Annotated in this window: 15 protein-coding genes; all 15 read right to left on the reverse strand. The window is 48.9% G+C overall.

Annotation, left to right across the window (positions count from 1 at the left end; genetic code table 11):
• Nucleotides 1–49: 49 nt before the first annotated feature.
• The gene (gene yidD / locus R70331_RS20740) at nucleotides 50–313 is read right to left on the reverse strand and encodes a membrane protein insertion efficiency factor YidD (RefSeq protein WP_042182966.1); all 264 of its coding nucleotides are present in this window, start codon (nucleotides 311–313) and stop codon (nucleotides 50–52) included.
• Between the two features lies 1 nt (nucleotide 314).
• Nucleotides 315–779 carry a Fur family transcriptional regulator gene (locus R70331_RS20745; protein ID WP_042178656.1) on the reverse strand — a complete coding sequence of 155 codons (465 nt, stop codon included), beginning with the start codon at nucleotides 777–779 and terminating at the stop codon, nucleotides 315–317.
• A 213-nt stretch (nucleotides 780–992) separates the two neighbouring features.
• Nucleotides 993–3,269: a copper amine oxidase N-terminal domain-containing protein gene (locus tag R70331_RS20750; RefSeq protein WP_042178659.1), complete on the reverse strand. Its 2,277-nt coding sequence runs from the start codon at nucleotides 3,267–3,269 to the stop codon at nucleotides 993–995.
• Between the two features lie 302 nt (nucleotides 3,270–3,571).
• The gene (locus R70331_RS20755) at nucleotides 3,572–4,366 is read right to left on the reverse strand and encodes a response regulator transcription factor (protein ID WP_042178662.1); all 795 of its coding nucleotides are present in this window, start codon (nucleotides 4,364–4,366) and stop codon (nucleotides 3,572–3,574) included.
• Nucleotides 4,344–6,200, reverse strand: coding sequence for a cache domain-containing sensor histidine kinase (locus tag R70331_RS20760; protein WP_042178663.1), 1,857 nt, complete (start codon nucleotides 6,198–6,200; stop codon nucleotides 4,344–4,346). Before R70331_RS20760 ends, R70331_RS20755 begins: the two co-directional genes overlap by 23 nt.
• A gap of 26 nt (nucleotides 6,201–6,226) precedes the next feature.
• The gene (locus R70331_RS20765; RefSeq protein ID WP_039875272.1) at nucleotides 6,227–7,057 is read right to left on the reverse strand and encodes a carbohydrate ABC transporter permease; all 831 of its coding nucleotides are present in this window, start codon (nucleotides 7,055–7,057) and stop codon (nucleotides 6,227–6,229) included.
• A complete protein-coding gene (locus tag R70331_RS20770) occupies nucleotides 7,057–7,941 on the reverse strand; it encodes a carbohydrate ABC transporter permease (protein ID WP_042178664.1) in 885 nt (294 codons plus the stop codon). Before R70331_RS20770 ends, R70331_RS20765 begins: the two co-directional genes overlap by 1 nt.
• A gap of 96 nt (nucleotides 7,942–8,037) precedes the next feature.
• Nucleotides 8,038–9,444, reverse strand: a complete 1,407-nt coding sequence (locus R70331_RS20775; RefSeq protein ID WP_042178666.1) for a type 2 periplasmic-binding domain-containing protein — start codon at nucleotides 9,442–9,444, stop codon at nucleotides 8,038–8,040.
• Nucleotides 9,445–9,663: 219 nt separating this feature from the next.
• Nucleotides 9,664–10,137 (reverse strand): HIT family protein, encoded by a 474-nt coding sequence (locus R70331_RS20780; RefSeq protein ID WP_042178669.1) that lies wholly within the window; start codon nucleotides 10,135–10,137, stop codon nucleotides 9,664–9,666.
• Nucleotides 10,138–10,316: 179 nt separating this feature from the next.
• Nucleotides 10,317–11,057, reverse strand: a complete 741-nt coding sequence (gene pflA / locus R70331_RS20785) for a pyruvate formate-lyase-activating protein (RefSeq protein WP_042178671.1) — start codon at nucleotides 11,055–11,057, stop codon at nucleotides 10,317–10,319.
• A gap of 123 nt (nucleotides 11,058–11,180) precedes the next feature.
• On the reverse strand, nucleotides 11,181–13,442 hold the full coding sequence (pflB, locus tag R70331_RS20790) for a formate C-acetyltransferase (protein WP_042178673.1): 2,262 nt from the start codon (nucleotides 13,440–13,442) through the stop codon (nucleotides 11,181–11,183).
• A 263-nt stretch (nucleotides 13,443–13,705) separates the two neighbouring features.
• Nucleotides 13,706–16,327 carry a bifunctional acetaldehyde-CoA/alcohol dehydrogenase gene (gene adhE / locus R70331_RS20795; RefSeq protein ID WP_042178676.1) on the reverse strand — a complete coding sequence of 874 codons (2,622 nt, stop codon included), beginning with the start codon at nucleotides 16,325–16,327 and terminating at the stop codon, nucleotides 13,706–13,708.
• A 355-nt stretch (nucleotides 16,328–16,682) separates the two neighbouring features.
• Entirely contained in the window at nucleotides 16,683–18,155 is a 1,473-nt protein-coding gene (locus R70331_RS20800; protein ID WP_042178677.1) for an ABC transporter substrate-binding protein, read from the reverse strand.
• Between the two features lie 145 nt (nucleotides 18,156–18,300).
• Nucleotides 18,301–19,173: a carbohydrate ABC transporter permease gene (locus R70331_RS20805; protein WP_042178679.1), complete on the reverse strand. Its 873-nt coding sequence runs from the start codon at nucleotides 19,171–19,173 to the stop codon at nucleotides 18,301–18,303.
• Nucleotide 19,174: 1 nt separating this feature from the next.
• Nucleotides 19,175–20,002, reverse strand: a complete 828-nt coding sequence (locus tag R70331_RS20810; protein ID WP_144027150.1) for a carbohydrate ABC transporter permease — start codon at nucleotides 20,000–20,002, stop codon at nucleotides 19,175–19,177.
• Nucleotides 20,003–20,018 lie beyond the last annotated feature (16 nt).

Genomic DNA, 20,018 nt, shown 5'->3' on the forward strand with positions numbered 1-20,018 from the left:
TCGGAATGCATATTATTCTCCAAAATATACCCAAAAATCAGCTATCCTGTCAAGTCGGCCGGACAGTTCCTTCATCAGGCGACTGGTCCTCCCGCGGCGGGACAGGATCAAGGCCTCCCGGATGAAAGGGATGGCACCGGGCAATCCGTTTAGCGGCAAGCCAGGAGCCCTTCACCGGTCCGTGCACTTCTATCGCCTCCAGCGCATACGCCGAGCAGGTTGGATAGAACCGGCAGGTCGCAGGCTTCAGCGGGGATATGAACTTGCGGTACACCCTGATCGGAGCCTGGACCGTTCTGCGCAGGTCCGGCATATCAGCGGCCATCTTTACTGTGGGCTGCAGTAAGCTCCGAATCTGCTTCCTTGCCGCCTTCACAGTCCTTGCAGTAACCGAACACTTCAAATTTATGCTTGACTACCCGGAACTGGTCCGGAGTATCCGTTAAATTCATCGGGCAGAAATGAATCGGGTAAGTCTTCATGCATTGAAGGCAGATCATATGATGATGATGGTGGTCCTGATTACAGCTGGCCTTGAATTTGACGCCGTCCTCGAAGACGACCTGTTCAAGAACACCAAGCTCCTCCATCACCCGCAGGTTGCGGTAGACCGTGTCGAAGCTGAGACCGCTGTATTTGCGCCCCATATAATCATAGACATCCTTCGCCGACAAATATCCCGTATTCTCGCCGAACAACTTGGCAAGTGTCTTGCGCTGATCGGTGATTCGCAGCCCCTGCCCCGACATAGCTTCCAGTATTTGTTCTGTCGACAGCATTTGCTCATCTCCCATACATAATTCATTACTGTTACACTCTCTTTATAATGCCCCAAAACCTTTTCCCCGTCAATCAAGCAGCGCCCTGCTCTACCCGTTCCTGCCGGAGTTTTGCCGGAATCACGAACATTTGCGTCCTGCTGCTGCAGCAAAACAGGCTAAAGCCTCAAGAGGGGCTTTAGCCTGCTTAATCCTTACCTGCTCATCCTTCGCTTACTGCTTCAGCGCCGGCAGCGGTGTAAATACAAAGTTCACCGGCAGATTGCTTCCGGATGCTACCGAGAATACAATCTCCACTGAGCTTTCATAGCTGCCGGAACGGTATACGACCGCGTTCATATCGGAGCTGGTCAGACTGCCTTTGTTCGGCAGGTTGACGAGTGTATTATTCACCAGCAGTGAACCAAGATAGTTACCTCCGCGCGGATTAAACGTAATCAGCGTATTGGCAGCAACATGTTCAAATCTTATTTTGTACAGCACACCGAAATTCCCGGCATTAGAAGCTACTACCCCTGTCATTGGATCAATACCGATCAGATTCAGGTCATTCCTGTTATCACCCAGAATCAGCTTTGCCTGCGTTGTTCCAACTACATCATTCACGGTGATGATCCGGGTGGAATCCGGATAGGTTCCGCGGTTATGCACACCGTCACTATCGAGAATTGGCAAAGTAGGCAAAAGGGCAATCGGGTCCTTGCTCTCTTCGACCATCACCACATTGTATTGAACGGTAAGATCACTGAACAGATCGGCACTAAGCGAGAGAACCTCACCCGGCTTCATCGCTATTTTGTTAATATCAGTTAGGATAGCTCTGCTCTCACCCGGCAGCAGGGTGGTCGTGCTGTATTTCTCGTTTGTAAGCATTGAATTGTAGTATTTTTGAATCGAAATTTTACCAGTATACTCCGGAGAAGTGACCGGACCGGCAATCCCGGAATACTGCGTTGTAATTGTTGTAGGATACAGGTTGTTGTTGGTTGCAATAACATACAGCTTCTGTCTGGTAGACATGTTGTTCAGGTGATGAACAAGGAAGCGGGTATTGCCGACCGATGTTTCACGGTACAGCACGCCTTCCTGATTCACTGTTTCCGGACTGTTGCTGCGGATCAGCTTATAATTCTCCGAGGACAAATTATACGTCAGATTAGTCAGGCCGGGGATCATTCCGCCGTCCATAGTAATAACGTCTCCAGGCAGAGTGAACAGCTTCGCTACTTCATCCTGGGTATACAGCTGCTCGCTGGTGATGTTAATCGTCTTCTCAAAAGTGCTGCTCAGCCCATGCTTATCTGTTACTTTCAGCTGGATTGATACTGGACCCGGGTTAAAGAAGGCCAGCGCTCGGTTCGTCCATTCTGCTGTAAGCTCTTCATACTCCGGATCATAGCTGAGATCAGTCAGGGTGATCGGCTCACCCATTTTGTATTCTTCTTTGTTGGTAGTGAAGTTAGCGACTGGCGGCTGGTTAGGCTGTACGACCTTAATCGTTACGGAATAAGGATCACTCCACTGCCCGTTTGCATCAACCACAGAATACGTGACGGTATAATACCCCGGCTGATCATAAATATCCTGTTTATTATCACTCCAGCGCTCATCCACAATAGGCGTACCGTTCGGTGAAGAGCTGGAAGTGGTGTAGTTAATATAAGTCTGGCCGGCAAAAATCTCGGTCGGCTGTACGCTGAATATTGCTGTTGGCTTGGTGTTCAGCGTCAAAATAACACGTTTGCCTACATTATCGACGGTATAAGGAAGGTTCAGGGCGGCTGTGATTGAGGTCAGCGGAACCATAAAGGTACCCATGAACTGGTAAGCAGGGCCTTTCATTGTTACTTTAGTGCCATTGACAGTATAAATTTTGCTGTCTGTCTTAAAGCGCATTACACTGCTGCCTTTGGTAACAACAACTTCTTTTGTTTTAGCTTCATAGGTATAGCTTACGCCGACCATTTCGACCATCGCACGGATTGAAACGTAGGATACCCCGTTCTTCACGGCCATCGGCTGGTTAGCCAGATAGGATATTCCGTTTTTGTACATTTGCCGGCTGTTCATATGCAGGATTAACTGGTTTGCAGCGGTTCCATAAACAGCGTTTACCGGATTCTGCGGCTGAACAACCGTTCCGTCCGTAGCAGCAGGAGCGGCCGTCTCCGTTGAGGCTGGTGTCCCAGTGGCCGAAGGATCAGCAGATGCAGCAGGATCTGCAGTAATACCCGGATTCGGAGTAGCTGTTGGTGCCGCTGTTGGTACCGGTGTAGCTGTTGATGTAACCGTCCCTGCAGGAATCTCACTTGGCAGCGGATCAGTGGCTTCAGGCTGAACAGCAGCGGCCTCGCTTGGCTGAACAGCTTGAGCTGTACTTACAGTGCCGGTTACTCCGGCGGTGCTTACCGGTATGGCATAAGCCGGTACCGCAGCTGCAGCTTGTGTTACAGCAAGCGCAGCGACTAACGTTAATTTCTTCAAATTCATGGTATGACTCCTTCTGCTCCCATTAGTAAGTTTATAAGGCAGTTCTGTTCTCTATCTGCTTCTTATATTCCCCATCTTACAAAAAGCTTGAACAACCACAGGCATGACGCAATTAGAGCCACGGTCTTTTAACAAAACATAGTATTAGACGCACCGCACCTGAAAAAGTTTCATTTTTTGTAAAGAAAAAAACAAAGACGATCCCCTTCATCTGCAGGTTAATCGCCTTTGCCTTACGCTATAAATTAGTCTTTATATTGGTTGCCCTTCTGTACAGCATCTATCCTGGATAATACAGTCAGTCAGCGATCTGCGGCATTATCCTTCCGGTCACGGTATTCTTTCGGCGTCATCCCCGTCTGCTTCTGAAACACTTTGGTAAAATAACGCCGCTCCTGATAGCCCACGCCTGCACTAATGGCCGCTATGCTTTTGTCCGTGCTGGCAAGCATGAACTTAGCCGCTTCAATCCGCTGCTGGGTTACATATTCAACAAAGGTTAATGCAAACCTGTTCTTGAATAAAAGACAAAAATAACTGCTGCTGATGCCGATTTTGCGCGCAACCTCTTCAATGCCCAGATCATGGCTCAACCGCTCGGAGATGTATTTTACCGCCTGGTTCATCAGCTGCTCCGGTGTTTTCTTATGTGTCTCCTCGGCGGCGGCAGGCAGCTCATGGAACAGCGGAATGCTGTTATACAGCTTATCCTTATACTGCCTGCTGCGGATTTGCGCGCCGATATTGCGCACCTTATTACCAAGCTCCTCGTAGTGAATCGGCTTGCAGATATATTCTTTGACTCCGAGGCGGATCGCTTCCCGGGCATAATCGAATTCCTGATAGCCGCTAAGCAGCAGTACCTCACTCTCAATACCCATTTCCCGCAGCTTACCGACAAAGGTAAGACCGTCCATAACCGGCATACGGATGTCGCAGAGCACCAGATCCGGCGCCTCCTCCTCTACAATCCTGAGTGCCTCCATCCCGCTGCGCGCCATGCCGGCAACCTCCATCCCCATCTCCTGCCACGGCAGCACCCGTTTGAGATTGTTCAGAATAGGGGCTTCATCGTCAACCAGCAGTACCTTTAGCATAATGATCTTCCCCCTGCTCATATTTGGGAATGACGCATTGGATGACCGTTCCGGTACCCGGGCTGGCACAGATAAAGATGCCGTACCGGTTGCCGTACTCAATACGGATACGGTCAGCTACACTGCGTACGCCCAGGCCCCGCCGCTCCTCGTGCCGGACGCCCTCTCCGTTCCGGCCCGGAGACTCCGTCTCAACCGGATCATGGACCATGTACTGAAAGATGGACAGCTGAGCCGGCGTCATACCGATTCCGTTATCCTCGATCCGCAGGATCAGATTTCCGCGTTCCTCCCGGACTGTCACTTTTACAAGACCATGGTATCCGATCCCCTCAAAGCCGTGCTGAATGCTGTTCTCTACCAGGGGCTGGAGCGTCAGCTTCAAAATGCCGCAGCCCAGCAGCTCATCCGGTATCTCAATCTCATAATCAAATAGATCCTCGAACCGGAACTTCTGGATATCCAGATAATTGCGCAGATGGGTAATCTCCTCCTGCAGCGTAATTTCGTCACGGTCCTGAATACTGATCCGCAGAATACCGGCCAGCCGATAGACCATCTCACTGACCTTTCGCCCCTCGTTCTGCACCGCCAGCACATTAATTGATTCCAGTGTGTTGAACAGAAAATGCGGCTTAATCTGCGCCTGCAGCACCCGCATTTCCGCCTGGTTTTTGCGGTGCTGCTCGACCTGAATCCGGTTGAACAACATTTGGATCTTGTTCATCAGATCGTTGATGCCTCTGGCCAGCAGGGTCATTTCGTCATTGCCCTTTTCCTCTACCCTTGTTGTCAGATCGCCATCCTCTACCCGGCGCATGAAGCGGACAATGACGGCGATTCCGCCGGCAATCCGGTTCATAAAGAACAGGTTGAAGATGACCGCTGCCAGAAGACACAGGAAGATCACGGCCACGAACCAGCGGGCGAACACCGTAACCTCACGGGACAGGGAGTCCCACGAGGTGACCGAGACCAGGCTCCAGGGATAGTCCTTGAGATGATAGACGGACAGGATGCTTTTATCGCCGGCGAACTCCGTTCTGAAGCTCTGGAAGCCCGGCTTATACGTCATTTTTTTGGCGGTAAAAGCGCTCAAATCCTGCCCGTCCAGACCGTGGTCCGGATCAAGCAGGATCATCCCGTTATCATTCACCAGCATAAAGGACACCTTCTGGCTGCTGTCTCCGATTTTCAGATTACGGAAGATCGATTCGAACTCCCAGTTTTTGATCTGGACCACCAGAATACCGATATCCTGAAAAAAGCTAAGCTCTTTAATCAGGCGAATCTGCGTAAATACCGGCTCTGTTCCGGTAAGCTCAGGATATTCATGCGGCGCCAGCCACTTGGGTACTCCATTAAGCTCCATTACTTCCTGGTACAGCTCACTTCCCTTAAATTTTTCGTATGGAAGCGTCCGGAAGTTTTCCTTAGTGAATATAGAGACAATCTCTGAGCTGCCTTTTCCGTTAAAATTGTACAAAAACGCATAGCTGATCGACGGATGATTATAGAGCAGACTGCGGAAATTGCGCTGGCTGGCGTTCAGGCTGAGTTGCTCGGCATCCGTCAAGTCCTGCTTGGAGGGATCCTCCGCACTGAGCGCCATATGGAACACTGAGGTGGCGATCCCGTTATCCGTTACATTGTTCATATCCTTGAACACATTAGAGATGCTGTAGCTGATCGCTTTGAGTGAATACTCGGACTGCTGGCTGTACTTCTTCTCAATGGAGTTATACGTGACGAAGAACATAATCATACCAAGGGTAAAGAGCGGAATAATGATCAGGCCCAAAAAAGCAGTAAATAATTTATAGCGCAAATTCATGAGCTGCGCTCCTGACTGTAGTAAGGTTAGCCCTTTACGCTGCCTGCCGTTACACCTTCAATTATTTTCTCCTGCAAAATGGCATAAATGATAACCACCGGCAGCACGCTGTAGACGATACCGGCGGACATCTGCGCATAGTTCATCTGATACTGATCACGGAATTGGACCATTCCCACCGGAAGCGTGCGCAGCTCATCATTGGAAAGAAAATAGTTAGCCAGCAAAAACTCATTCCAATTTCCCAGGAAATTGACGATGAATACTGTAACCATGGCGGGAACCGTCAGAGGTACAATAATTTTAGCAAAGATGCCAGGGGCCTTCAACCCATCCATTACCGCTGCTTCCTCAATTTCACTGGGGAGAGAACGCATGAAGGCAGCGAGAATGATGATCGTAAACGGGATCGCATTGGCAATATACGGAACAATAAGCGCCCAGTGGGTGTTCAGAATATGCAGCTTGCGTACAATCGTATAAATCGGCAGCATTAGCGCGTTGTTCGGAATCAGCATTCCGACCAGTACAAACGAGTACAGCAGTATATTCCAGCGGCCGTGGCGCATACGGGTAACAGCGAACGCGAACATACCAGCCAGTATAATGGATACTACCGAAGCAAAGACCGATATATATAAGCTGTTAAAAAAGTACGTGCTGATCTTCGCATTGACCCAGGCTTCCACATAGTTATTGAAGACGAACTCCTTCGGAATGCCGAACGGATTCAGGGCAATCGAGTTGTTATCCTTTTTTACCGATGAGAAAAGCACAAACAGGAATGGGAACAGTACAACAAGAAGATACCCAAGCAGTGCAGCATGCGGCAGACTTTTTTTCAGGGCGCGCGGCATCAGTATTCAATCCTTTCACTACGCCGGTTGAACAGCAGCTGATATACTACTGTAACAATAAGCGTAAATACGAAGATCAGGACCGCAATCGTATTGCCGTACCCGTATTTAAAGTTCGTGATTGCATACTTGATCATATAGGTGGCCATAACCTCCGTTGAACCCGCCGGCCCGCCTTTGGTCATAACGATGACGATATCGGCAGCCTTCATTGCCCCGGCAATGGAGAGCATGATTACCACCGAAATAATCGGCACAATCAGCGGCAGGGTGATCCGTGTAGCCCGCTGGAAGCCCGTAGCGCCGTCAATTGCGGCTGCTTCGTCAAGCTCTCCGGGAATCGACAGAATCGCTGCAAGCACCATTACAATGTAGAATCCGGTCCACTGCCAGGCGTTGGTGATCAGAATCGACAGCATGGCAAACCGTTCATCGGACAGCCAGTAGACCGGCTCTATCCCGACCAGGCCAAGCAGCTTGTTGAACAGGCCGATATTAGGCTCATAAATAAAGCCCCAGAGAATACCTATAACTGCCGTTGACATAATCGAAGGCATGAACACCGCTGTTTTGTATAAGCCCTTAAGTTTCTTGACGTTGGCAATCAGCAGAGAGAACAGGATAATCAGCGGAACCTGGATAAAGACAGAGAACAGAATAAACCAGCCGTTATTCTTCACCGAGATCCAGAAACGGTCATCACCGAGCGCTTTTTCGTAATTTGTCAGGCCGGTCATTTTAACGGTGTCGGATACACCGTTCCAGCTGGTCAGGCTGTAATAGATGGAGCTGAATATGGGATAGATAAAAAAGATCAGGAACAGGGCAAGTGCAGGAAGAACAAACAGGATGAAGACGAGCGGATTTCTGAGTGCTTTATTCATAACTACCTCCGATGCTAAGAATCTCTGGGAAAGGTCAGGCATTAGAGTAAAAAAATGTACCCTGGAGCAGGCACCAGGGTACATTTCAATGGTTGCCTACTCCACCGCTGCGTTCGCTTCTTCCTGAATCTTCTGCAGCTCTTCGCCCATCTTCTCAGGAGTCGTCTGGCCGCCGATCAGCTTCTGAATCTGGATGTTACTGATCTCGGTAGTTACATCAGCCTGAACCAGCGAGTCAAACGCCGGGAAGGAGGATGCGGAGTTATTCAGCACCGCTACGATTTCTTTCATCAGATCATCAGTAATATTGGCATCCAGCACCGACTGGTCCAGCTTCATTGCCGGCAGTACGCCATCCTCTACCAGGCCGCGCAGCTGCATTTCTTCGTTGTACATATTTTTGATGAAGGATTTCACAGCAGCCAGCTGGCGCTCATCCTCACCTGCCGAAGCAGAGAACCCGTAGCCGTTGTTCACATCACGCATCAGCGCTGTCTGGTCGCCCGCACCGCCGTCAACCGCCGGAATGTTAAAGAAGCCAACCTTGCCGATCAGCCCTTCACCGGATTGGCCGGCTTTGAATACGGAGGATTTCCAGGTTCCGTCATACATCAGAATGGCTTCACCGCTGGTGAATTGAGTCGTATATTCAGCATATTCGAAGCCGAGCTCACCCTTTTTGAAGTAGCCGTTATCGACCCACTCCTTGTATTTGGCGAAGCCTTGGACAACGTTCGGGTCACTCCACTTTGCTTCACCGGTCGCGAATTTCGCTGTAACATCCGGTCCGGCATAACGGGACCACAGGTGGTTAGCCAGCATCAGCGGTACCCAGCCGGCTTTGGAAGCGCCAGCGAGCGGCACCTTCCCATCCGCTTTAATATCAGCCAGCTGCTGCTCCAGCTCAGCGAAGGTGGCCGGTGCTTTCCAGCCTTTGCTTGCGTAATATTCCTTGTTATAGAAGAAGCCCTCGCCGGAGCCGCCAATCGGCAGTCCGTAGATTTTTCCTTCATAAGTAAAAGGGTCCAGATTGGAGAATTTGTCCTTGATGCCCAGCTCTTCGAGAATAGGAGTAAGATCCAGCAACTTGCTTTCCTTCGCATAAATCTTGGAATCCGGACTGCCGAACAGGTCGAATATTTCCGGCGGGTTGCCGGCGGCCATCTCTCCGCGCAGCTTCTCTTTACGGTTCACATCCGAATCTACACCATCCAGCTTAAAGGTGAGACCGGGCACCTCTTCCTGCACCTTGCCTACTACATCCTCCAGAATGGCAAGACGCTTTTGCTTATCAGCACCGACCTGGGTATGGCGGATCGTCATTTCAAAAGGCTCTGTATTCGCAGGCTCTTCTGTAGCAGGGGCATTCGTTGCAGCCGTTCCGCTGTTAGTAGCTGCTGCTTCTCCGTTGTTACCTGTATTATTTTTATTTCCCCCACAAGCAGTCAACAGCGCAGAAGTGACAAACATCAGGGACAGCAGCATTGTTATCCTTTTTCTCATTACGGGTGACCCTCCCTATTTAATGATTTCCCTTACTTCTTTATTATAGAAAACGCTTTTTGTAATCGTAAGGTTAACATTCCTCTACAACAGGGATAAAAATCTCTAATGTAAGCGAATACACATCAATTATCTCACATCACACGTAATCTAAGACAACATTCCTTTCAGCTCCCGCTACAAAAAACGGCCAAAACGTCATATTATCTATACATTACTTTAGATTTTTTGTGCAAAATATTCCCTAAGCATGACTGAATAGGAGTTCCGTTCTTCTGCCGTAGTCATTATGGCTTTTGAAGTGTATAGCTGATCGTCCTTGTAGCGCGGAAATACGTGCAGATGATAATGCCATACATCCTGGTTGCCTGACGGCTCATTATGCTGCCGTGAGGAGACCCCGTCACACCCGTACGTTTCCTTCAGCGCTTTTGCCACTTCAATTTCCAGCCTATGTATCCAGTCGGAGAGTTCTCCTGTCAGACTGTAAATATTCTCAATATGCCTATTGGGAATGATAAGCACATGTCCGGGATTGCCGGGCCACCAGTGTGAGGCAATAAACGCTGTAACGAGCTCGTCCTGGTACAGAATGTCCGACTGCCTGGAAAGAACATGCTCGTTTTCGGTCCCTTGTACAAGCAGGCAAAAAGGACAATGATAATCTTGCGGTTCATGGACATAAAGATTCATTTTGCTCTCTCCTAACGGATAGTGATTAATTAGACTAGCTCCATATGTGATCCAATGCCTAATATACCATGAGTTAACTTAATCCAACATGAGCTTTATTGCCTCTTCTACCGCCTAGCAAAAAAGCCGCCCCGCAGCAGATATCTGCTGTCAGGAACGGCTTCATTCATCTGTATTCATTATTTTACCAGCGCTGATTCTCTGCGTCCTTCTTCAATCAGGCGGTATGCACGCTGCACTTCCTCATCGCTTGGCGAAGGCACTCCTTCAAGCTCATAAGGACGGCCAAGCTCTTGCCATTTATAAATCCCCATCTGGTGATAAGGCAGGATTTCGAACTTCTCAACCCCGTTCAGGGTTCCGATGTAACGTCCAAGGTTAAGCAGATCTTCTTCCTTATTATGAATGCCGGGTACATATACGTGGCGGATCCACATTTTACGGTTATGATCAGACAGCCAGCGGGCCAGCTTCAAGGTACGGTCATTAGACTTGCCGGTCAGCTTAATATGGGCTTCATCGTCAATATGCTTCAGGTCCAGCAGCACGAGATCGGTAACATCCAGCAGGTCGCTGATCTTCGAACCGTCATTGTAGCCGTTGGAATCGAGCGTTGTATGCAAATTCCAGCGCCGTTTTACTTCAGTGAACAGCTGTTTGACAAAATGCGCCTGCAGCGTAGGCTCGCCGCCGGATACGGTAAGACCGCCGCCGGAAGTCTTATAATAGTTCAAGTATGGCTCAATTTCCGCAAGCACTTCTTCGAGCGTCATTTCCTTGCCTTCGTTCAGACCCCAGGTATCCGGGTTGTGGCAATACTGGCATTTAAGCAGACAGCCCTGCATGAAAAGCACGAAGCGGATTCCCGGGCCATCCACCGTTCCAAAGGTTTCTAATGAGTGGATATGTCCTTTAACCATATGAGGTCATCCTTTCGAAAAAAAACTTAAAATTTTAATGAATTTCAGACAAGAGTTTACCGCCCTCTTGCAAGGGCGGCAGCTCTGTAGTTTATTTCAGTTCCTGATGTCCAAGAACAAATCTTACATGGAAGAGTGGAACGTACGGTTGATAACATCCAGCTGTTGTTCGCGGGTCAGCTTGATGAAGTTAACAGCATAGCCGGATACACGAACAGTCAGTTGCGGATAGTTCTCTGGGTGATCCATAGCGTCAATCAGCTGCTCACGGTTAAATACGTTAACGTTCAAGTGCTGAGCGCTATTGTGGAAGTAACCGTCCATCATGAATACCAGGTTGGACTTACGAGATTCTTCGTCTTTACCCAGCGCCTTAGGAACGATGGAGAACGTATTGGAGATACCGTCCTGTGCATCGGAGTAAGGCAGTTTAGCAACAGAGTTCAGGGATGCAAGTGCGCCCTTCTTGTCGCGTCCGTGCATTGGGTTAGCACCTGGTGCGAATGGCTCGCCTTTTTTACGTCCGTCTGGAGTAGTACCAGTCTTCTTACCGTAAACAACGTTCGAAGTGATTGTCAGTACCGATTGAGTCGGAACAGCATCACGGTACGTTTTGTTTTTGCGGATCATTGTCATGAAGGTTTCAACCAGTTCAACTGCAATGCTGTCAACAGCGTCGTCGTTGTTACCGTAGCAAGGGAATTCACCTTCAGTTTCGAAGTCGATGGCAATGCCTTGTTCGTTGCGGATCGGTTTAACCTTAGCGTATTTAATTGCGCTCAGGGAGTCAGCAGCAACGGACAGACCAGCGATACCGCAAGCCATTGTACGCAGAATGTCGCGGTCATGCAGCGCCATTTCGATGCGTTCGTAGGAGTATTTGTCATGCATGTAGTGGATGATGTTCAGGGTGTTAACGTAAGTCTTAGCCAGCCACTCCATCATTGGTTTGAAGCGTTTCATCACTTCATTGTAATCGAGATACTCGGAAGTAATTGCAGGGAATTCAGGACCTACCTGTGCACCGGATTTTTCATCCACACCGCCGTTGATTGCATACAGCAGGGCTTTTGCAAGGTTAGCACGGGCTCCGAAGAACTGCATTTGCTTACCGATGCGCATTGGGGATACGCAGCAGGCAATTGCGTAATCATCACCCCAGTATGGACGCATTACATCATCGTTCTCATATTGGATCGCGCTGGTTTCGATGGATACCTTGGCACAGAATTTCTTAAAGCCTTCAGGCAGCTTCTCGGACCAGAGTACAGTCAGGTTCGGTTCCGGTGCAGGTCCCAGATTGTACAGGGTGTGCAGGAAGCGGAAGCTGTTCTTGGTTACGCGGGTAGTTCCGTCTTCAGCCATACCACCGATGGATTCTGTTACCCAGGTAGGGTCACCGGAGAACAGTTCGTTATAGTCAGGCGTACGCAGGAATTTCACGATACGCAGTTTCATTACAAAGTGGTCAACAATTTCTTGTGCTTGCTCTTCTGTAAGAGTACCTTCTTCGAAATCACGTTGTGCGTAGATATCAAGGAAAGAGGATACACGTCCCAGGGACATCGCTGCACCGTTCTGCTCCTTAACAGCTGCCAGGTAACCGAAGTATACCCATTGAGTAGCTTCTTTGAAGGAGTTAGCCGGTTTGGAAATATCAAGACCATGAGCGGCAGCCATTTCTTTCAGTTCGGCCAGAGCGCGGATCTGCTCGGACAGCTCTTCACGCAGACGGATTACATCTTCAGTCATGGAATCAACTTCAAGCTCAGTCAGTTGCTGTTTCTTGTCTTTAATCAGGAATTCAATACCGTACAGAGCAACGCGGCGGTAGTCGCCGATAATGCGTCCGCGGCCGTATGCATCAGGAAGACCTGTGATAACGCCGGATTTACGCACTGCTCTCATATCTGGAGTATATGCATCAAATACGCCTTGGTTATGCGTTTTGCGGATATTCGTGAACATTTCGACAATGTTATTCGGAAGCTCGAAGCCATAAGCCTTAGTAGCATCGATCATCATCTTGATACCGCCGAACGGCTGGATGGAACGTCTGAAAGGAGCATCAGTCTGCACGCCTACGATTTGTTCCTTGTCCTTGTCGATATAACCTGGGTTGTGGGAAGTAATAGTGGAGACAGTATCGAGGGATACATCCCATACGCCGCCTCTTTCTCTTTCTTCCTTGCTCAGCTGGGAAATGATCTTCCACAGTTCAGTGGTGTTGCTTGTAGGACCTACGAGGAAATCTTCATTTCCTTCATAAGGCTTGATGTTTGTTGTAATGAAGTTATTAACGTCAACTTTCTTGGCCCATTTACCTTTTGTAAAACTTCTCCAACCCGACTTTACCTCTTGTACATCTTTTTCAATCACCGACATGCTAAATCCCTCCATTTATATATTTATTATATTTGTAGAGATCGCGGGCTTGAAGGTTGATCCCGTGTCTCGTGATCCCAAGAATATGGTTGTTATAAAATTCACAATCACAATTTCATATCTCGGGTTCGTTGTTTATATAAACATTTTAGTTTATTTTCTGAAAAAGGACTGTGACAAATATCACCTTTCCGGTGATATTTGTCACTACCATCTAGTCCCATATTATCCTTTAAACATATTATTCGCCACTCAACACCTAATTAGACGTCAAATCTTCCGTAGAAGGCATTGCGGTATACGTCAGCCAGCTCGCTTACCAGCGGCAGCTTAGGGTTAGCTGTTGTACATTGGTCTTCAAATGCACGGTCAGCCAGGTAATCTACACGGGATTCGAAATCCTTAGGATCGAAGCCAAGCGCAGAGAAGGATTCTTCGATACCGAGCTTTTTGTTCATGTCGCGGATTGCGTTGATCAGGCTTGTTACGCCTTCTTCAGTAGTGCGGGCCGGCAATCCCAGAATGCGGGCGATTTCGGCATAACGCTCGTCAGCTACAAAGTGCGAATATTTAGGGAACGCAGCGAATTTCGTAGGTTTCTTAGCATTGTAACGGATTACGTGCGGCATCAGGATTGCATTGGTGCGGCCGTGTGCGGTGTGGTACTGCCCGCCCCATTTGTGCGCCAAGCTGTGGTTGATGCCCAGGAATGCGTTAGCGAACGCCATACCTGCAAGTGTCGATGCGTTGTGCATTTTCTCACGGGCAACTTTGTCTGCTTGCAGTGCGGATTTCTCCAGGTACTGGAACACCAGTTGGATTGCTTTGATTGCCAGACCGTCGGAATAGTCACTAGCCATAACCGATACATAAGCTTCAATAGCATGTGTTAGAACGTCCATACCAGTATCAGCTACAGCAGTTTTAGGCAAGCTGTATACAAATTCCGGATCGATAATCGCAACATCTGGAGTCAGTTCATAATCAGCCAAAGGATACTTAGTATTGTTCCCTGTTGTCTTGTCAGTAATAACCGCGAATGAAGTCACTTCCGAACCTGTACCCGAAGTTGTTGGAATCGCAACAAATTTAGCTTTGTTACCCAGCTTAGGGAATTTGTAGACACGTTTGCGGATATCCATGAATTTCTGTTTCAGGCCGTTAAAGTCAGCATCCGGATGTTCATAGAATAGCCACATCCCTTTGGCAGCATCCATTGGGGAACCGCCGCCGAGCGCGATGATGCAGTCCGGCTGGAATCTGTTCATCATAGCAGTACCTTTTTCAACGGTAGTAGTCGATGGATCCGGTTCAACTTCCGAGAACACTTCAATCGCTACAGGAGTTTGGCGTTGACGCAGATAGTGCTCAACTCTTTCCACATAACCCAGCTTAACCATCATAGGGTCAGTAATGATTGCTACGCGTGTGATGTCAGGCATTTTAGCCAGGTACTGGGTGGATCCTTTTTCAAAGTAGATTTTGTCAGGTACTTTAAACCATTGCATATTCACGGTACGACGGTTCACCCTTTTCACATTGATCAGATTGATGGCAGTAACGTTCTGCGATACCGAGTTGCGTCCATAAGATCCGCAGCCAAGTGTGAGCGAAGGGATATTCGTATTGTAAAGGTCGCCGATGGCGCCATGTGTCGAAGGCGAGTTCACAAGAATACGTCCCGTTTGCAGGCGGTGCGAGAACTTCATGATAACTTCTTCATTGTTGGAGTGGATAGCCGAACTGTGGCCCATGCCGCCAAATTCAACGATTTCTGCAGCACGTTCGATACCTTGGTCAGCATTTTTAACTTTGTAGCAAGCCAGAACCGGGCTCAGCTTCTCAGCGGACAGCGGATATTTAGTACCTACACCTTCGATTTCTGCTACCAGAATCTTAGTGCCTGCAGGAACCTGGATTCCGCACATTTCAGCGATTTTCACAGCCGATTGACCAACGATTGCCGGGTTTACTGCGCATTTTTCTACATTCATAGCGCCGTTTGTCAGCTTAGCAGCTTCATCTTTGTTAACGAAATAGCAGCCGTTCGCGATCATTTTCTTTTTCACTTGGTCAAAAATGGCTTCTTCGATAATAACAGCCTGCTCAGAAGCACAGATCATACCGTTATCGAATGTTTTGGAAAGAATAATGTCGTTTACCGCTTGATCGATATCAGCACTCTTTTCAATGAAAGCAGGTACGTTACCAGGGCCTACGCCGAGAGCCGGTTTACCGCAGCTGTAAGCTGCTTTTACCATTGCCGATCCGCCAGTTGCCAGGATCAGTGCAACGTCAGGGTTGTTCATCAGTGCATTTGTTTTATCCATGGTAGGAAGCTCGATCCATTGGATGAAGTTCTCAGGTGCACCGGCTTTTACGCCTGCATCATGAAGAATTTTGGCAGATGCCGCGCTACACTCTTGCGCAGAAGGGTGGAAACCGAATATAATAGGATTACGTGTCTTAGCGGAAATCAGTGCTTTAAACATCGTGGTGGATGTTGGGTTGGTTACCGGTGTGATACCCATTACTATTCCGACTGGTTCAGCAATCTTTTGGAAGCTGTCATAAGCGTTATCCTCAATAACGCCTACTGTCTTGTCGTACTTAATTCCGTGCCAGATATATTCAGTTGAGAAGATGTTCTTCGTAATTTTGTCTTCGTATACTCCGCGGCCTGTTTCTTCGACAGCCAGTTTCGCCAAGTACATATGTTTGTCGAGACCTGCCAATGCCATTGCATGAACGATTGTGTTAACCTGCTCCTGATCCAGTTCCATGAACGCATCCAGGGCTTTCTTTGCTTTATCCACCAAAGTCTGAATATATTCTTCAGCGGTGGTTTGTTTCACTTGGGCGGCGACTTCGTTCTTAACTGCCATCTCCCTCGTCCTCCTGTCAATTTTTAGGTTGTTTTTCTCTACACATTTATCTTAACACATCATTTCCGTCTTGTATAGTGAATTCTTTCACAAAGTATAAAGTTTTTTTGATTTGTTTTCAAAGCGCTTACATTCAATCATATTCAGGACTATTATCCACTTTTTATGTATTTTCCTTGGTTATATTTAACTGATGCGGATTTTCATACCCGGGCTGCAGTACTTTCACATGCGTTGGGCGCTCATGCCCTGTCACATTTTGTCCTGATTTGACATTGCGAAGAAAAAGACCGGCTGTCCTCCAGCGTCGGAGGCTTTGCCGGTCTTTTGTCTGCACTAACACACTATCTGTCTGCTACTCAACTGTAATAGTATCGAAGAATTGCTCCTGTACCGTTTTGGCTGCGGCATCAAGCTGGGCTTTGGAGTCCGTTCCTTTTTTGGAGAACAGCTCCTGGATCACGTTGGACATCGTAGCATAGTAGTCCTGGGTGTTGTACTGGGCTTCAGGTTTTCCGTCGAGCAGAGCCATAATCTCCGGATTGTATTGATATACAATGTCTGAGTATTTGTCATAGACAGCTTTGGTTTTCTTACCGAACTCGGAATCAGCGGCATAATAGTCCAGAAGCGGCGGGATGAAGTATTTGCCGTCCGCCTTACGCTGCTGCAGTATCGCATCAAGCGCCTCCAGACCCTTGTCTGAGAAATAATCGAATGTGATATAACGGAACGCCATTTCCTGCTCATCCTTGGAGGCGTTCGGATTGATTACGAGATAATCGCCGCCGAGCACCCCGGTATGCTTGCCGCCCTTCTCAGCTGCAGGCATCGGATAGGTCAGCACATCCGCCGGCTTGAGTCCGCCCTGGTTCAGTGCCTGCTCAATTACACCGTCAGAGCCGGCCATAACCATAGCTGTACGCCCCTGCTGGAATGCACCGACCGCATCGCCCCAGCCGAGCGCCCAGTCCTGCGGGATAGCTTCCGCTTCCCATCTCAGCTTTTTGTAGAAATCCAGCGCCTTGACACCGGCTTCAGAATTGAAGGTCGCAACAACTTTTCCGCCCTCCACGTTCTGAATCTCTCCGCCTGCTTCAAACAGGAAGTTAGTCCAGTTCCAGCCGGCCTCGTTGCCTTTACCCATCGGAGCAATTCCGGAAATGCCTTTCTTGGCATCGGCTACACCTTTGGCGGTATTCAGCATGTCATCCCAGGTCCAGTCCATTGGAGGAACGGCTACACCTTTATCATCCAGCATTTTTTTGTTGATCATGGTGGTGGTAACATAGCCCTTTTGGGTTACACCGTACATTTTGCCGTCAATCAGGAACTGGTTCTGCAGCACCGGATTGATCTGCTCCTTGTACTCATAGGCATTCCACAGCTCGGTGATGTCGGCCGCCCAGCCCTTTTCCACCAGGAATTTGGCTTCCGTCGCATACGTGTTGAAGAAGGTCGGCGCCTCATTGGCTGCCATCTTGATGCCGATTTCGCTGACACTGTACTGCCAGTCGTCCTTGATGATCTCTACATTCGGATATTCAGCCTGGAACCGCTTGATCCGGTCGTCTTCCTGAGCGCGCATTTCGGTCAGGTCCGGCGTCGGATAGTGGATTTTGATTGTTACTTTTCTCTGGGTGATATCGTCCGCAGGCGCATCTGTCGCAGCAGTGCTGTTATCCGCAGCTGTAGCCGCCGGCGCCGGAGTCGCTTCCCCTCCTGTGTTCCCCTGGGCATTTCCGTTGCTGTTATTGTTGCCGCCGCAAGCGGATAACAACGAACCTGCCACAAGGAGACCTGCTAATACGCTGGAAAATTTACGCATTGAAACTCCCCTTTTCAATTCATGATTAGCTTACAAATTCATCTTAAAAGAGAAACCGTTTACAAACGAGGTGTATTTATATTGCTTTCATGTGCAGGTTTACGATGGTGTGCCTTCTAATGTTAAACGGGCCAGCGAGCCGCCTTTAGCCTTTTACCGCCGACAAGGCCACGCCGCGCATAATAAACTTCTGGAAGATCAGGAATACAAGTATCGGCGGCAGCGACACGAGAAAGAGAATGGCAAACTTAATGTTTGTATTGAGCGCCTTAACGCTGATTACATATTTGTAGATCGAGGTCGCCAGCGTATATTTTTCCTCGGAATGCATGACCAGTGACGGCCAGAACCAGTCGTTCCAGGCAGTGGAGAAAATAAAAATCGCCAGCGTGGCAAAAATCGGCACTGACAGCGGCACTGCGATCACAAAAAAGCTTCTCGGCTCCGAGGCCCCGTCGATCCGCGCCGCTTCAAAGATTTCTGGATGAATTCCGTCGAAGAAATTCTTCAGCAGCAGAAAATAAAACGTGTTCGCCCCCGCCGGCAGCCAGAAAGCCGCATACTGGTTAAGCAGGCCCAGCTCCTTCAGATTGACGAAGTTCGGAATCATATAGCTCGTCGCCGGAATAAACAGTGTCATCAGGAAAAAGAAGTAGAACGCCTTGCGGTAAGGCACGTTCATCCGCGAAATGCTGAATGAGGCCATCCCCAGCACGACAAGCGTCATAACCATGTTGCCGGCAAAAATATAAAGCGTGTTCTTGAGATACTTGAGCAGATCAATATAATTCACCGCATCTTTTAAATTGCCGAAATGCCACTCCTGCGGGAAAAAATGCGGCGGAAATGAGTTGACCTCGACATTCGACTTCAGCCCGTTGAACATTGTCATCAGAATCGGATAGATCATCGTGAACACCATTACCGCAATGCACAGCACCATAATACTGTAGACAACCTTGTTGCTTGTCTTTTTCAGATCATGCTCAGACAGAATTCCTCTCTCCACACTCTTCATCCTAATTATCCTCCTTATTCAGCCTGAACTGTAAAATGCCCAAACCGCCAAGAACGATAAACATCAGCATGCCAAGCGCCGTTGCCGTGCCGTAATCCAGTCTGGTAAAAGCATACTTCACAATCAGCAGCGCATAGGTCAGCGTGGTCTTGTTCGGCCCGCCGTCCAGCAGCGCCAGCTGGGACTGATAGCCCTGCGAGGTCGCGATAATCTGCAAAATCAGCATCAGGATGATCAGGTTGCGCAGCGACGGCAGCGTAATGTGGCGAATCCGCGCCCACACCCCGGCCCCGTCAATCTCCGCCGCTTCATACCAGTCACGCGGGATGCTGAGCACAGCCGCCAGGTAGATCAGCATCCCCGAGCCGAACTGCTGCCACGTCTCCATAAAGACAAGTGAGAGCATCGACCATCTGCTGTCCGTCAGGAAAGGGATCTGATCTGCCCCCATTGTACCGAGCAGCGCATTAACAGGGCCGACAGGATCGTACAGCCACCGCCACAGCCCGTAGAGGACAACCGCCGGCATGACATAAGGCAGATAAGCCGCTACCCGGACGAAGCCGCCGAACTTCCGCAGCTCAGAGATCGCAATGGCGAAGGCAATCGGTACCCAGAAGCCGACAACCAGACAGAGCAACATGTAGTATAGTGTGTTTTGGATCGCGATCAGCACATCGGGGTCTGTCAGTGCCCGCGCATAATTTTCAAATCCGACGAAGCTGTTTCCCTTAACAAAATCCACCGTATAGAAGCTGTACAAAAAGCCTTTAAAAATAGGCACCCACATAAACATGATGAAAATTACAATGGCGGGGACGAGGAACATATAGCCCCAAAAATTC

The sequence above is a fragment of the Paenibacillus sp. FSL R7-0331 genome, from assembly GCF_000758645.1.
Taxonomy (GTDB): Bacteria; Bacillota; Bacilli; order Paenibacillales; family Paenibacillaceae; genus Paenibacillus_AQ; species Paenibacillus_AQ camerounensis.

Bases quoted from the DNA above. Each gene is read 5' to 3' on its own strand.
- yidD (WP_042182966.1), bottom strand. From the start codon at position 313: ATGCCGGACCTGCGCAGAACGGTCCAGGCTCCGATCAGGGTGTACCGC.
- R70331_RS20745 (WP_042178656.1), bottom strand. From the start codon at position 779: ATGCTGTCGACAGAACAAATACTGGAAGCTATGTCGGGGCAGGGGCTG.
- R70331_RS20750 (WP_042178659.1), bottom strand. From the start codon at position 3,269: ATGAATTTGAAGAAATTAACGTTAGTCGCTGCGCTTGCTGTAACACAA.
- R70331_RS20755 (WP_042178662.1), bottom strand. From the start codon at position 4,366: ATGCTAAAGGTACTGCTGGTTGACGATGAAGCCCCTATTCTGAACAAT.
- R70331_RS20760 (WP_042178663.1), bottom strand. From the start codon at position 6,200: ATGAATTTGCGCTATAAATTATTTACTGCTTTTTTGGGCCTGATCATT.
- R70331_RS20765 (WP_039875272.1), bottom strand. From the start codon at position 7,057: ATGCCGCGCGCCCTGAAAAAAAGTCTGCCGCATGCTGCACTGCTTGGG.
- R70331_RS20770 (WP_042178664.1), bottom strand. From the start codon at position 7,941: ATGAATAAAGCACTCAGAAATCCGCTCGTCTTCATCCTGTTTGTTCTT.
- R70331_RS20775 (WP_042178666.1), bottom strand. From the start codon at position 9,444: ATGAGAAAAAGGATAACAATGCTGCTGTCCCTGATGTTTGTCACTTCT.
- R70331_RS20780 (WP_042178669.1), bottom strand. From the start codon at position 10,137: ATGAATCTTTATGTCCATGAACCGCAAGATTATCATTGTCCTTTTTGC.
- pflA (WP_042178671.1), bottom strand. From the start codon at position 11,057: ATGGTTAAAGGACATATCCACTCATTAGAAACCTTTGGAACGGTGGAT.
- pflB (WP_042178673.1), bottom strand. From the start codon at position 13,442: ATGTCGGTGATTGAAAAAGATGTACAAGAGGTAAAGTCGGGTTGGAGA.
- adhE (WP_042178676.1), bottom strand. From the start codon at position 16,327: ATGGCAGTTAAGAACGAAGTCGCCGCCCAAGTGAAACAAACCACCGCT.
- R70331_RS20800 (WP_042178677.1), bottom strand. From the start codon at position 18,155: ATGCGTAAATTTTCCAGCGTATTAGCAGGTCTCCTTGTGGCAGGTTCG.
- R70331_RS20805 (WP_042178679.1), bottom strand. From the start codon at position 19,173: ATGAAGAGTGTGGAGAGAGGAATTCTGTCTGAGCATGATCTGAAAAAG.
- R70331_RS20810 (WP_144027150.1), bottom strand. From the start codon at position 20,002: ATGTTCCTCGTCCCCGCCATTGTAATTTTCATCATGTTTATGTGGGTG.